The 13,560-nt window shown below is 41.2% G+C and carries 17 protein-coding genes and 1 riboswitch; of the genes, 13 read left to right on the plus strand and 4 right to left on the minus strand.

Annotated elements, in window-relative coordinates; translation table 11 throughout:
- The first annotated feature begins 48 nt into the window (after positions 1 to 48).
- The 3 genes from QF028_RS32780 to QF028_RS32790 are packed head-to-tail and all read left to right on the plus strand — an operon-like array spanning position 49 to position 1,850.
- Positions 49 to 867: an ABC transporter ATP-binding protein gene (locus QF028_RS32780; RefSeq protein ID WP_429472650.1), complete on the plus strand. Its 819-nt coding sequence runs from the start codon at positions 49 to 51 to the stop codon at positions 865 to 867.
- Positions 860 to 1,639, plus strand: coding sequence for a siderophore-iron reductase FhuF (fhuF, locus tag QF028_RS32785; protein ID WP_429472010.1), 780 nt, complete (start codon positions 860 to 862; stop codon positions 1,637 to 1,639). The genes QF028_RS32780 and fhuF overlap by 8 nt, the downstream gene beginning before the upstream one ends.
- The gene (locus tag QF028_RS32790; protein WP_215005429.1) at positions 1,599 to 1,850 is read left to right on the plus strand and encodes a YusU family protein; all 252 of its coding nucleotides are present in this window, start codon (positions 1,599 to 1,601) and stop codon (positions 1,848 to 1,850) included. The genes fhuF and QF028_RS32790 overlap by 41 nt, the downstream gene beginning before the upstream one ends.
- Positions 1,851 to 1,895: 45 nt before the next feature.
- Here QF028_RS32790 and QF028_RS32795 read toward each other — a convergent pair whose 3' ends face one another.
- From QF028_RS32795 to QF028_RS32805, 3 genes are all read right to left on the minus strand, one after another.
- The gene (locus QF028_RS32795) at positions 1,896 to 2,237 is read right to left on the minus strand and encodes a spore coat protein (protein ID WP_098930876.1); all 342 of its coding nucleotides are present in this window, start codon (positions 2,235 to 2,237) and stop codon (positions 1,896 to 1,898) included.
- A 172-nt stretch (positions 2,238 to 2,409) separates the two neighbouring features.
- Positions 2,410 to 2,703: a hypothetical protein gene (locus QF028_RS32800; RefSeq protein WP_088089513.1), complete on the minus strand. Its 294-nt coding sequence runs from the start codon at positions 2,701 to 2,703 to the stop codon at positions 2,410 to 2,412.
- Between the two features lie 103 nt (positions 2,704 to 2,806).
- Positions 2,807 to 2,941: a YuzL family protein gene (locus tag QF028_RS32805; RefSeq protein WP_215005423.1), complete on the minus strand. Its 135-nt coding sequence runs from the start codon at positions 2,939 to 2,941 to the stop codon at positions 2,807 to 2,809.
- A gap of 188 nt (positions 2,942 to 3,129) precedes the next feature.
- Between QF028_RS32805 and QF028_RS32810 the strand changes: the two genes are divergently transcribed.
- The 8 genes from QF028_RS32810 (at position 3,130) to QF028_RS32845 (ending at position 10,874) form a co-directional block, all read left to right on the plus strand.
- Positions 3,130 to 5,517 carry a 3-hydroxyacyl-CoA dehydrogenase NAD-binding domain-containing protein gene (locus QF028_RS32810; RefSeq protein WP_429472013.1) on the plus strand — a complete coding sequence of 796 codons (2,388 nt, stop codon included), beginning with the start codon at positions 3,130 to 3,132 and terminating at the stop codon, positions 5,515 to 5,517.
- Between the two features lie 120 nt (positions 5,518 to 5,637).
- Complete coding sequence (locus QF028_RS32815) at positions 5,638 to 6,813, plus strand: acetyl-CoA C-acetyltransferase (RefSeq protein WP_215005417.1); 1,176 nt, start codon at positions 5,638 to 5,640, stop codon at positions 6,811 to 6,813.
- 95 nt (positions 6,814 to 6,908) lie between these two features.
- Positions 6,909 to 8,693, plus strand: a complete 1,785-nt coding sequence (locus QF028_RS32820; protein ID WP_429472016.1) for an acyl-CoA dehydrogenase family protein — start codon at positions 6,909 to 6,911, stop codon at positions 8,691 to 8,693.
- A gap of 193 nt (positions 8,694 to 8,886) precedes the next feature.
- Complete coding sequence (locus QF028_RS32825; protein ID WP_429472019.1) at positions 8,887 to 9,243, plus strand: arsenate reductase family protein; 357 nt, start codon at positions 8,887 to 8,889, stop codon at positions 9,241 to 9,243.
- Between the two features lie 80 nt (positions 9,244 to 9,323).
- Positions 9,324 to 9,707 carry a glycine cleavage system protein GcvH gene (gene gcvH / locus QF028_RS32830; RefSeq protein ID WP_215005408.1) on the plus strand — a complete coding sequence of 128 codons (384 nt, stop codon included), beginning with the start codon at positions 9,324 to 9,326 and terminating at the stop codon, positions 9,705 to 9,707.
- Between the two features lie 108 nt (positions 9,708 to 9,815).
- A complete protein-coding gene (locus QF028_RS32835; RefSeq protein ID WP_429472022.1) occupies positions 9,816 to 10,055 on the plus strand; it encodes a YusG family protein in 240 nt (79 codons plus the stop codon).
- A gap of 146 nt (positions 10,056 to 10,201) precedes the next feature.
- The gene (locus QF028_RS32840) at positions 10,202 to 10,558 is read left to right on the plus strand and encodes a toprim domain-containing protein (protein WP_088089506.1); all 357 of its coding nucleotides are present in this window, start codon (positions 10,202 to 10,204) and stop codon (positions 10,556 to 10,558) included.
- A gap of 7 nt (positions 10,559 to 10,565) precedes the next feature.
- On the plus strand, positions 10,566 to 10,874 hold the full coding sequence (locus QF028_RS32845) for a thioredoxin family protein (RefSeq protein ID WP_168245604.1): 309 nt from the start codon (positions 10,566 to 10,568) through the stop codon (positions 10,872 to 10,874).
- 25 nt (positions 10,875 to 10,899) lie between these two features.
- Here the strand turns inward: QF028_RS32845 and QF028_RS32850 are convergent, their stop codons facing one another.
- Positions 10,900 to 11,274 (minus strand): nuclease-related domain-containing protein, encoded by a 375-nt coding sequence (locus QF028_RS32850; RefSeq protein WP_429472024.1) that lies wholly within the window; start codon positions 11,272 to 11,274, stop codon positions 10,900 to 10,902.
- A 229-nt stretch (positions 11,275 to 11,503) separates the two neighbouring features.
- Between QF028_RS32850 and QF028_RS32855 the strand changes: the two genes are divergently transcribed.
- Complete coding sequence (locus QF028_RS32855; RefSeq protein ID WP_410882618.1) at positions 11,504 to 11,863, plus strand: SCP2 sterol-binding domain-containing protein; 360 nt, start codon at positions 11,504 to 11,506, stop codon at positions 11,861 to 11,863.
- A gap of 79 nt (positions 11,864 to 11,942) precedes the next feature.
- Positions 11,943 to 12,053, plus strand: a riboswitch (SAM riboswitch).
- A gap of 66 nt (positions 12,054 to 12,119) precedes the next feature.
- A complete protein-coding gene (locus QF028_RS32860) occupies positions 12,120 to 13,436 on the plus strand; it encodes an O-acetylhomoserine aminocarboxypropyltransferase/cysteine synthase family protein (RefSeq protein WP_410882620.1) in 1,317 nt (438 codons plus the stop codon).
- Positions 13,437 to 13,560: the final 124 nt, after the last annotated feature.

A 13,560-nucleotide genomic window follows, 5' to 3' on the forward strand; every position in this document is an offset into this window, starting at 1 on the left:
GAGCTAGACAATAAGCAAACCAAAAAGTCGACAAGGAGCTGTCAGATGATGAATGCGATTGAAACGAAGAATTTATCACTATCCTATGGGGAGACTCTCATTATTGATGAATTAGATTTGAAGATTCCAAAGGGGGAAATTACCGTGTTTATTGGCGGAAATGGCTGCGGAAAATCAACTCTGCTTCGTTCAATCGCTCGTCTCTTGAAGCCAAAGTCTGGCGCTGTGTTGCTTGAAGGGAAAGCGATTGCCAAGCTGTCCACGAAAGACATTGCGAAAAAGATGGCAATTTTACCACAATCGCCTGCAGCACCTGAAGGGTTAACCGTCCTGCAACTCGTCAAACAAGGCCGCTATCCACACCAAACATGGTTAAAACAATGGTCAGAGGAAGATGAGAAAAAGGTCAATGACGCCCTCAAGGCAACTCGATTAGTGGACCTAAAAGAAAGAACGGTTGATTCGCTCTCTGGAGGTCAGAGACAGCGTGCCTGGATAGCGATGACACTGGCTCAGGATACGGATATCATCCTTCTAGATGAACCGACTACCTACCTGGATATGACCCACCAAATCGAAATCCTCGATTTGTTGTTTGAACTAAATGAAAAGAAAAAGCGGACCGTTGTCATGGTGCTTCACGATCTCAATCTGGCCTGCCGTTACGCCCATAATGTCGTGGCTATCAAGGATCAGAAGGTATATGACCAAGGAAAACCGGAACATGTCATTAATAGGAGCCTCGTCAAAAATGTTTTTGGCATGGATTGTGAGGTAACGATAGACCCACTATTTGGGACACCGCTCTGCATTCCTTATGGAAAGGGAAGATGTATCCTCGAAAAGGCGGTAGCGATGAATGGTTAAATTATTCGTGGAAAATCAATTGGAAAAATACAGATTCAAGGCCAACTTAGAGCATTCATTCAATGTTGCTGATCTCTTAGATGAATCGAACCTTAAGGCCTTTTTGAAAAATTTAACCGATGCCCTTGAGGCGCCGTCTGAAAAAGCAGCTGCTTCCATTTTTATTAAACGGTATGCCTTTTTAGTAGTGATGTCGCTTTATGCGATGACTGCTTTGAATAAAAAGCTAAATGTATCGTTGGATAATATAAAAATGGAGTCGGCTGTTCGAGGGAGAGATTGGCTTCCGGCAATTTCATTTAACGATGTTACAGTTCAGGACTGGGATGGAAACGACCGTTCTGAATGGCGAGCCAGGGTTTTGAAAGATCTGTTTGCAATGAACATTTTTCCACTGATCTCACAACTGGAAAAAACAATCGGTATTTCGAAGTTAATCCTGTGGGAAAATATCGCTGTCTACTTATTTTGGCTCTATGAAAGCGAACTTAAAGATTATGATCAAGTTGCAGAGGATTTTCGCTACTTAATTTTAGAAGCCGAAGGAAAGTTATTTGGCCGCTACAACTTAAATCCACTGCAAAAATACTTTGCTGAAAAGATCTATTTGGAAGAATGGGATGCAGTGGTAAGAGTAAGAAAGACCTGTTGTTTTACATACCAACTGCCGGCAGGCAAGCGCTGCAAAACTTGCCCATGTACCCAAATTACAAAGGACAGAAGGTGTCATGATGGAGAAAGCATTTGTGAAGCAGTTCGAAGCTTTGCTTGAAAAATATAGTGAACTTTTAGTTGGGGAATCCACTGATGAAACGAAGGAAAAGGTGAAGGTATGGGCTTTGTATTCGCATATCGCCAAGTCAATGCCTGCTCTGGCTAAGCACTGGAATGGGCTCTACCCGGATGCGAAGGAAGAAATGATGCAGATTATTAATGAAATAAAAGTCATGAATGAACAACATCGCTCATCTTCTCAAAAATAAAATTCATACAAAAACCGAGGGCAGCGATGCCTCCGGTTTTTACAATTATTGAATAGTCCCGCCACTTGGTAACTGATTCGTATATCCTTGAAATTGCTGGTAGGACTGCTGCAGCTTTTGCTGATCAGCGGCTTCAACTGAATACCAGCCCTTTTTAAACATGAGGTCATAAAGGTTGCGCTGGCATTGTTGAGTTTCTGTAAAAACCTGCATAATGTCCTGATACAATCCTTCGTGGCTTGCTTCATGCAGGGCCATACTGTAAGCACTTGTCATATACTTTTCCGTTGTTAGTAAATCATTGATGAAATCGCGTTCGTTCATTTGCGGCGTTTTTGGTACCTGGGTCTCAGGGTTTTTTATCTTTTGTTGTTGGTTTTGATTCATTGAAAAGTATCCTCCTTTTTAATTGTCTAGCTACAGCTCCCAGCGGCTAGTGTACTTCGCTCTCTTCCCTACGATAAGTCAAGCACGAATGCGCTTACGCTCTTCGTGTTTCCTTTATCTCAGTCAGAGCGCTCCAGTCCATACGCCGCTAAACGGTCGCTTCCGCTTTTCTTTATTGCATATTATTGAGTGGCTGCTGTTGGTTGGCGTGCTGTCCTAGGTGACCTAGCAGCTGTTGGTAATGACGCTGGTGCATTTGTCCCACTTTTTCTGCTTCCGCTTTTAATTCAGGGTCCTGACACTGACCGGCAAAAAAGTGTGCTTTTTTAGCAGAGAGCAAATTCCATGACATCATATCTGTTAAATAAAGGGCATCTTTTGTTGATACAACTCCGGGTGGCTCTGGCATTCTCGTTTGTTGATTTTGCATGTTCATGTTGGGCATATTCATATTTTGTTGCTGCATAATAACCCTCCTAATTCGTGTAATCTTTACGACTATATGGTCTCTCAAACAGGAATTTTTATGCAAAAAGAGAAACAGGCTGAAGTGCTCAGCCTGTTTTTCTTCATCCTCGTCTAAATTGATTGTTTTGGCTGTTTTTTTTGTCAACTTGAGCCTCTTCGCCGCCTGGCCCGCCATTGCCCTTCACACTTGCAGCACTAACGCCTGCTTTAGAAGGATCCTTCTTCATTTTCGCCATCGTTATCACCTCGGATATTAGGGTGCCCTTTTATATATTTTTTAAAAAAAATTATAAAATTCCACGTTTATGGATTGCACAAATTTTCAAAATATTCTATAGTAAGTAATAATAAGACTCATTCACATGTGAATTTTTTTTGACAAAAAAATGAATGAGTATTCATTCAAAGTTTGAAGGGGGAGACAATGTTGAACCAATTGATTAAAAAAGCAGCTGTCCTAGGGTCCGGAGTCATGGGGGCAGGAATTGCTGCCCACCTAGCGAATATCGGTATTCCTACACTATTATTGGATATTGTGCCACGTGAAGTAACGAAAGAAGAAGAAGCAAAAGGACTGACTTTAGCGGATAAACAAGTACGTAACCGCATCAGTGCAACATCTATTCAAAAATTATTGAAGCAAAAACCTGCGCCATTAGCGGTGAAAAAGAATTTAGCACTGATTGAAGCAGGTAACCTGGAAGATGATTTAGTCAAATTGAAAGATGTGGACTGGGTCATTGAGGTGGTTGTTGAAAACCTCAATGTCAAGAAACAGGTATTTGAAAAGGTCGAGCAATACCGAAAACCAGGCAGCATTATCAGTTCCAATACATCTGGAATTTCTGTAGAAGCAATGATTGAAGGCCGTTCCGAAGAGTTCCAAAAGCATTTCCTTGGCACTCACTTCTTTAACCCGCCGCGCTATTTGAAATTACTTGAAGTGATTCCTACTCAATATACGGCTCCAGAAGTAATTTCATTCATGAAAACTTTCGGTGAGGATGTCTTAGGAAAAGGTGTGGTTGTCGCCAAGGATACACCAAACTTTATCGCTAACCGGATCGGGACTTACGGTCTGCTCGTAACTGTTCAGGAAATGCTGAAGGCGGGCTTAAGTGTCGGCGAAGTAGACTCCATCACTGGGCCACTTATTGGCCGTGCAAAGAGTGCAACCTTTCGAACCCTAGACGTGGTTGGATTGGACACATTCTATCATGTGGCTAATAACGTCTATGAAAAAGTCGAAGGCAAAGAAAAGGAAGTTTTCGAAATCCCTGCCTTTTTGAAAGCAATGGTTGAAAAAGGATGGCTTGGAAGCAAATCAGGTCAAGGCTTCTTTTTGAAAAAAGGGAAAGAAATTCTTGAATTGGATCCAAACACGTTAGAATATGGTCCACGTAAAAAGTTATCGACACCTGCGGTTGAACTTAGCAAGCAGGAAAAAGGGACAGCGAATAAATTGAAAGCGCTTGTATATGCCAATGATCGGGCCGGACAATTCTTATGGAATACAATGGCACAGTCACTTGTATACTCTGCTCAGCTATTAGGCGAGATTGCTGATGATATCGTTTCCATCGACCGCGCAATGAAATGGGGCTTTGGCTGGGAAACAGGCCCATTCGAAACATGGGATGCGATTGGTGTGGAAAAATCCGTTCAAAAAATGAAGGAAGCCGGTCTTGAAGTTCCTGCCTGGGTAACGGAAATGTTAGAAAAAGGACATTCATCCTGCTATTTAGAAGAAAATGGCGAGTTGTTCTTCTATGATAACGGCCAATATCGATTGGTTGAACTTAATCCGAAGGCACTCGACCTGAAAAAGATTAAGAAACAAAAAGGTGTTATTAAAAAGAATAGCGGGGCAAGTCTGATTGATATCGGTGAAGGCGTAGCTCTATTAGAGTTCCATTCACCTAACAATGCCATTGGTCTTGATATTGTTCAAATGATTAACTTTGCAGTGGAAGAAGTTGAGAAGAACTATAAGGGGCTAGTCATCGGGAACCAAGGAAAGAACTTCTGTGTCGGAGCAAACCTAGCGATGATGCTCATGGAAGTCCAGGATGACAATATTTATGAGTTGGATATGATTGTCCGTCACCTTCATAGTGCCTTGCTGAAAGTGAAATACAGCCCTAAGCCAGTCGTCGCTGCCCCGTTTGGAATGACACTTGGCGGCGGTGCTGAGGTGTGCCTGCCGGCTGCGCACATTCAAGCTTCAGCCGAAACGTATATGGGTCTTGTTGAAGTCGGTGTCGGCTTACTTCCAGGCGGCGGCGGAAACAAAGAGCTTTATATGAAGCACTTAGAAAACCTTCCAAACGGTGTACCATTTGACCTGCAAAATGTCGCAAATAAAGTGTTTGAAACGATTGCCACCGCAAAAGTTTCCACTTCCGCTGAAGAAGCACGTGAAAATAATTTCTTGGATTCTTCTGATGGAATCAGCTTTAATAATGATCATCTACTTTATGATGCGAAGCAAGCAGTGTTAGCCTTACACGAACAAGGCTATAAGCCGAAAGTACGCAGAAAGGTGCCGGTCGTTGGTGAAACTGGCTATGCGACCCTGTTACTTGGAGCCGAAGCGATGCGTTTATCTGGGTATATTTCAGAGCATGATCTGAAAATTGCCAAGAAAATTGCCTATGTGATTGCAGGCGGAAAAGTGCCATTCGGGACAGAAGTTGATGAGCAATATTTATTGGATCTTGAAAGAGAAGCTTTCTTAAGCCTTATTTCGGAGCCAAAATCCCAGCAGCGCATGCAGCATATGCTTGTGAAGGGTAAACAATTAAGAAACTAATTTTAAAAAAAGGGGCTGACCCCCCTTATAAAAGGTTTCGCTTAGATCGTTAAGAACGAGGGGATAGACCCCAAAATAGATTCGTATTTTTCTAATTTAACAGAAAGTGAGGGAACTTACATGAGAGAAGCAGTAATCGTTGCCGGAGCAAGGACCCCGGTAGGTAAAGCGAAGAAAGGTACGCTCGCCCATGTTCGCCCTGATGATTTGGGAGCATTGGTGGTAAAGGAAACATTAAGGCGTGCTGGAAATTATGAAGGGAATATTGATGATTTAATCATTGGATGTGCAATGCCTGAAGCGGAACAAGGCAACAACATGGCTCGTAATATTGGAGCTTTAGCAGGACTTCCATACACTGTACCTGCCATCACAGTGAATCGTTTCTGTTCTTCAGGATTGCAAGCAATTGCTTATGCCGCACAGGGAATCATGCTTGGCCACACCGATACAGCTATCGCTGGCGGTGCTGAATCCATGAGTATGATCCCAATGATGGGGCATGTCGTCCGTCCAAATATCAAACTAGCAGAAACGGCTCCTCAATATTATATGGGAATGGGTCACACGGCCGAGCAAGTGGCGATGAAATATGGAATTTCCCGCGAGGATCAAGATGCTTTTGCGGTAAGAAGCCATCAGCGTGCCGCAAAAGCGATTACCGAAGGGAAATTCTTCGATGAAATTGTTCCAGTCGATGTGACGATTCGGACGGTCGGTAATGACAATAAGCTTGTTGAAAAAACAATTCAATTTTCACAGGATGAAGGCGTTCGCCCAGATACAAATTTGCAGACATTAGGTAAACTCCGCCCGGCTTTCTCCGTGACAGGTTCGGTAACGGCTGGTAATGCCTCACAGACAAGTGACGGGGCTGCCGTCTTGCTTGTCATGGACCGTGAAAAGGCAGAGGCACTTGGTCTTAAGCCATTGGCAAAATTCAGATCCTTTGCTGTTGGCGGTGTCCCGCCTGAAATTATGGGTGTTGGACCGGTCGTTGCGATTCCAAAAGCGGTTAAACTTGCAGGTCTAGAGTTATCGGATATTAACTTATTTGAATTGAATGAAGCCTTTGCTTCCCAATCCCTCCAAGTTATTCGTGAATTAGGTCTAAATGATGAAATTGTTAACGTAAATGGAGGCGCCATTGCCCTAGGACATCCGCTTGGATGTACAGGAGCAAAATTAACGCTCTCACTCATTCACGAATTAAAACGCAGGAAAGAACAATTTGGTGTAGTAACCATGTGTATTGGCGGCGGAATGGGTGCAGCGGGCGTATTTGAATTACTTTAATCCATTTTGGGCTGTCCCAAGCAAAATGCAACATATACCTTTTACAAGGGGGCGGCTATCTGCCCCCACTAATCAAAGATTAGGAGGAATAAATAATGGCAAACCAAACAGAAAAAATCATTAAAGGCGGAAGCTTTTTAATTGAAGATATTTCTTATGAGCAACTATTTACACCGGAGGATTTTACCGAAGAGCATTTGATGATTGCGAAAACAGCAGAAGATTTTGTTGAAAAAGAAGTGGTTCCACAGCTTGAACATTTAGAAAACCATGAGTTTGACCGGACGGTGAAGCTCCTTAAAAAAGCCGGTGAACTTGGTCTGTTAGCAGTTGACGTACCGGAGGAATATGAAGGCTTAGCCCTAGATAAGATTACCTCATCGCTACTTACCGAAAAAATGGCTGGAGGCGGTGGTTTCTCTCTTTCTCACGGGGCACACGTGGGAATTGGTTCCCTGCCAATCGTGTTGTTCGGGAATGAGGACCAAAAACGCAGATATTTACCTGCCCTTGCATCAGGTGAAAAACTTGCCGCTTATGCCTTAACCGAACCAGGTTCTGGTTCTGATGCCCTTGGTGCCAGAACAACGGCCAAATTAAATGCTGCAGGTACTCATTATATTCTAAACGGGGAAAAGCAATGGATTACCAATGCCGGTTTTGCTGATGTATTTGTAGTATATGCAAAAATTGATGGCGAGCAATTCACTGCATTCATTGTTGATCGGGATTTCGCTGGAGTTTCAACTGGTGCAGAGGAAAAGAAAATGGGAATTAAGAGTTCTTCCACTCGGACGCTTATTTTAGAAGATGTTCCCGTTCCTGTCGAAAATTTATTAGGTGAAATTGGTAAAGGTCATGTGATTGCCTTTAACATCTTAAATATCGGGCGTTACAAGCTTGCAGTTGGCAGTGTGGGTGGTTCCAAGAAGGCCTTTGAATTGACTGTTAAATATGCAAATGGGCGTCAACAATTTAAAACACCAATTTCACAATTCAATTTAACCAAAGAAAAATTCGGAACCCTGGCCTCTAAGATTTACGCGGCAGAAAGCTCTGTTTACCGTACCATAGGTCTGTACGAAGAAAACCAAGGCAAACTTTCAACTGAAGAAGAAAAGGATATTAAATTAGTGGCAAATTCAATTGCCGAATATGCGATTGAGTGTTCATTGAATAAATTCTTTGCAAGTGAAGTATTAGCCTATGTAACGGATGAAGGTGTACAAATTCATGGTGGATACGGATTTATGCAGGAGTATCCAATTGAAAGAGCATATCGTGATGCACGTATTCAGCGTATTTTTGAAGGAACAAATGAAATTAACCGCCTGCTAGTGCCAGGCACCTTATTGAAAAAAGCGTTCAAGGGGGAGCTCCCATTATTCCAAAAGGCAGTGGCCCTTCAAGAGGAATTAATGATGTTAACACCAGAAGAACCTGGTGATGAGCCACTTGCCCAGGAAAAATATCTTGTAAGAAATGCAAAAAAGATTGCCCTTTTAGCAGCTGGTTTAGCCACGCAAAAATATGGTAAAGCACTTGAAAAAGAGCAGGAAGTTTTAGCAAATATCGCGGATCTTATTTCTAACGTGTATGCAATGGAATCCGTTGTGTTACGTACTGAAAAGGCGATTGCAAAAACTGGTTTAGATAAGAACAAGCAGAAACTTCTTTATACACAAATTTACTGCCAAGAAGCCTTCAATGAGCTTGAGGCGATTGCCAAAGAAACATTAGTGGCTGTTGAACAAGGCGATACCTTGCGCATGATGTTGTCCTCGCTTCGTAAATTTACACGTCATACTCCAATTAATGTCATTGCGAAAAAACGTGAAGCTGCTGATATCATAATTAAGGCTGAACGCTATCTTGTTTAATTAAATCAGGCTCCCTTTCTATTAGGAAGGGGGCTTAAATTTTTATATTAGAAAAGGAAGGAATTTTGAAAAATTAGTCGAATTTTTTTAAGTAGAACATATTTTTTGCATTAGGATTTTGAAAAACGGTATGATAATATTCAATTGACACTAATAAGTCATTGATATTTTATAGGAAAAGGCGGTGATATTGATGTCTCTGACGTTTTACTGGTATCCGAAATGCGGCACTTGTCGAAACGCGAAGAAATGGCTGGATGCCCATCAGCTTTCCTATGAAGAAGTACATATTGTTGAACATCCTCCAAGTCGTGAGGAATTGCAGGAATTTTATCAAAAAAGCGGACTGGAATTAAAGAAATTCTTTAACACAAGCGGTATGAAATATCGTGAATTAGGTATAAAGGATAAAATGAAGTCTGCAACTGATGAAGAACTGCTAGAATTACTGGCTTCCGATGGCATGTTAATCAAACGGCCGATTTTAACTGATGGTGACCGTGTCACCGTGGGCTTTAAAGAAGAAGAGTATGAAAAAATGTGGCTGTGAGCCTGCTCTTCCTTCATTACTAATGGGAATCGATTTATTTCGATGATAGATTTTAAAAAAATAAATGGAGGTTTTTTAAGATGAGTACACCAAAAGAATTACGGTATTCAGAAGAACATGAATGGGTAAAGGTTGAAGGGGAAAAAGTGCGTGTTGGGATTACTGATTTTGCACAGCATGAATTAGGAGATATCGTTTTCGTTGAACTTCCAGAAGTTGGCGATGAGATATCTGCTGACGAACCATTTGGAAGTGTTGAATCTGTAAAAACCGTTTCTGAGCTTTACGCTCCAGTTAGTGGTAAAGTCGTTGAAGTAAATGAAGATTTAAGTGATAGCCCTGAGTTTGTCAACGAATCTCCATATGAAAAAGCATGGATGATTGTCATTGAATTATCAGACAGCAGCGAACTAGACAAGCTCATGACGGCTGAACAATATGAAGAAATGATTAAAGAAGACTAATTAATCCCGAAAAAGCACCTTGTCAAGGTGCTTTTTCTCTTAATTTCCCACTTTTTCTTCTACTATTTTAGGGAACCTTATAATAAATATATTGTAGAGGGTGGGAGAATGACGTTAAAGCAGCAAAGAGTCGATGTTACTAATCGAGTGATTGGCAAAATGAAAAATGGGGAAATGGAACTGTTTCTTGATAATACACCGATTGGAAAAATGAAGCTTTCAGATCAAATGCAAGTAGAATTAGAGCATCATTTTGAAGTGGATCAGCAAAAAATCTATCAACATGTCACGACAACAGAAAACCCTAATGCAAAATATACAGATTGTGATGATGGAGGATGGTGTTAACTAGGTAAATTTCACGTGAATTCTGAGTCAAATCTCTATTTTTAAAATGACAATAATGATAAAGTTAACATAGGCAGAAGAATACACACGTAATCAATATTTTAGAATATGTTAACATAAACAACTTCTAATACAGGTGATGGATGATGAATGATTCGTATGTTGACAAAGTTCTTATTGTCGAAGGAAAATCAGATAAAAATAAGGTCAAAAGAATTGTTAAGGAACCAGTAGAGATTATTTGTACCAATGGTACAATCAGTATCACAAAATTAGATGAACTAATTGAATTTCTTGAGGATAAGGATGTCTATATTCTTGTGGATGCCGACTCCTCAGGTGAAAAGCTTCGCAAACAGTTAAAACGAGAATTTCCCCAAGCGGAACATTTGTATATTGATCGGATGTATCGTGAGGTGGCAACTGCGCCAGTGCACCATTTGGCAACCGTTCTAATAGGGGCGAATATCGATGTTCATACTGAATTTTTAGAAATGGGTTAAAAGATATATGAACGAATGGAATCGAACAGATTTATCTGCCTTTCTTGAAAAAAAGGCGACCGGGTTAGTCTATTTTTATACACCCATGTGCGGTACCTGTCAGGTAGCTTCAAAAATGCTGCAGGTCATTGAGCAACTAGTAGAGTTAGATATGGGAAAAATGAATTTAAATTTCTACCCAGACCTTGCTAGGGATTTAGCAATTGAAAGTGTCCCTTGCCTATTATTTGTTGAAGCCGGCAAGATAAAAGAAACCCTCTACGCTTTTCAATCAGTTCCATTTTTGCTTGAAAAAATAAAACAGCATTTATCCTAAGCAGATGCGCGCTTGCATCTGCTTTTTAGGTGTACTCAAGCCTCTTAAGTAAAATCCTACCCGAGAAGAGAGGGAACAGTCCGCAACATGGTCTGTTCATTAAGTGGGACTTTATAACAAGTAAATGGGGGTTGATAAAAACTACATAAGCCTCAATAGGGATTCGATACCCAAGGCTTTCTAACAGCTGGCGGAGTAGGGATTCACTTCGTTGTAGTTGATGCAGGGGATTTTTGTATTCCTTTTTGGGTAGAGCATAGAATCGGTCACCTTCAAATCCTTTCACAAGGTTATGAAAGCGAATTTTATCCTTTTCAGCTAATTTCATTCGCGAGTTTAGAAATCTTAAAATTTTAATTTCATCTGATTCATTACGGTCTTTAAAACTCATAATCCACATCCTTTCGATATCGAATCTAACTTCATTTTACAAAATGCTGCCCTTTAATCAGCAGTAATGTTTGAATAATTTTCAACACTTTTCAAAAAATTCTCTCCATCCGACATATTTCTCAGGAAATCTCCGTAAATCCCCTCCAAAAGGTTGATAATTGTCGACCACTTTAAAGAGGATTTCATGCCCCGTTCCTGTATATTTAATATAAGAGAGCAGACCGGAGTGGTGGATTATGATAGAGATGCTGAAAAACTTTCAATTAGCAATCAAACAGCAAAGGCATGTTCTGCCGTTACTAGAACATATCGATTTGCGAGTGAATTTGGTTTGTGAACAAAAAGCCATTCAGATTATCATAAAGAATGGAGAAATTTTCATACTTCATGATAGCGAAGTGACACGAACGATATCCGAAATCCGCGGTGACCTTAAGGCAATGAAACAACTACTTGAAGGGAAGGAACGGTTAAGGGCCCTTGAACATAACGGCCAATTACGTATTTCCGCTCCAATTCGCAGCACATTATTACTAGAATCTGTCTTCTATTTGACAAAGGCACAGGAAAATTTACCAAAAATAACAAATTTCTAATCAGAGCTATTGACTCGGAATTAAACTTACTGTAAAGTTTTAGGTGAATAATCAAATAATAAAGACAATTCAATAAACATTCTTATCGAGAGTGGCGGAGGGACTGGCCCTTTGAAGCCCAGCAACCGGTTTATAACACAATCACACGGTGCTAAATCCAGCAGAGCGGAGATGCTCTGAGAGATGAGGAGAGAGTCCCCCCTCTTCTATGAAGCGGGGGTTTTGTTTGTTGAATTGCAAAAAAGGAGGAAGTAGTATGGGTGAAAATCAAAAGAAGTATCGTTTTGAAACATTGAGTGTTCATGGTGGATTGTCTCCGGATCCGGTAACGGGGGCTCGAGCCGTTCCGATTTATCAAAACAACGCCTATCAATTTAAGAATACAGAGCATGCGGCAAACCTATTTAGCTTAGCGGAACCTGGGTACATATACACACGCATTCACAACCCTACTACTACCGTTTTTGAAGAAAGAGTAGCATTATTGGAAGGCGGCGTTGGTGCCCTAGCAGTTGCTAGCGGTATGGCAGCGATTACCCTCGCCATTTTAAATATTGCTGAAGCTGGCGATGAAATCGTATCGGCATCAAATCTCTATGGCGGAACATATAATCTTTTTGCAGTGACGCTTCCAAAATACGGGATTAAAGTGAAATTTGTTGACCCTGAAAATCCGGAAAACTTCCGTGCGGCTATTACCGACAAAACAAAGGCTGTTTTCGCTGAAACGATTGGTAACCCAAGCCTTCGTGTACTTGATATTGAAAAAGTCGCCGATATTGCCCATGCAGCAGGTGTTCCATTAATTATTGATAACACCTTTGCCACTCCATATCTGTGCCGGCCAATTGAATATGGTGCCGATATTGTGATTCATTCTGCCACCAAATGGCTTTTAGGAAATGGAACAACTACTGGTGGAGTTATTGTCGATGGTGGGAAGTTCGATTGGAATTCGCCGCGATTCCCTGGTTTTACAACGCCAGATGCCAGCTACCATGACCTGGTTTATGCAGAAGCCCTAGGTGAGATCGCCTATATTATCAAAGCCCGTGTCCAATTGCTGCGGGACTTAGGACCGGCGTTAAGTCCGCAAAATTCCTTCCAGTTTATCCTTGGACTTGAAACACTGCATGTTCGAATGAAGGAGCATGTGGCTAATACAAAAGAAGTGGTGGAATATCTAACCAATCACCCTGCTGTGGAATGGGTATCTTATCCAGGACACCCATCCCACCCAGATTATGAATTAGCCAAAAAGTACTTGCCAAAAGGTGCAGGTTCCATGGTTGTCTTCGGGATTAAAGGCGGTAAAGAAGCAGGAGCCAAATTAATCGATTCGATTACTCTATGGGCGCATGTGGCAAACGTTGGCGATGCAAAAAGTTTAATTATTCACCCAGCAAGCACCACCCATCAGCAATTAGATGCTGATGGCCTGAAAGCTGCAGGTGTAACAGAGGATTTGATTCGCCTTTCAATCGGTATCGAGAATGTTGAGGATTTAATCGAAGATCTCGAATCAGCTATTTTGGCTGCTACTGGTGTAATCTCATTAAAGGTAAATGCATAAAAGTTACCAAAACTTATTTTTCCGAATATGAAGTTATTTTCATTGACACCCCTTTTTATCCATGATACGATAACTTTCGTAATATAATTACTTAAACAAATTAACGTTTTAATTGAATATAGGT

The organism is Neobacillus sp. B4I6 (assembly GCF_050434045.1).
In the GTDB taxonomy this organism is placed as follows: Bacteria; Bacillota; Bacilli; order Bacillales; family Cytobacillaceae; genus Neobacillus.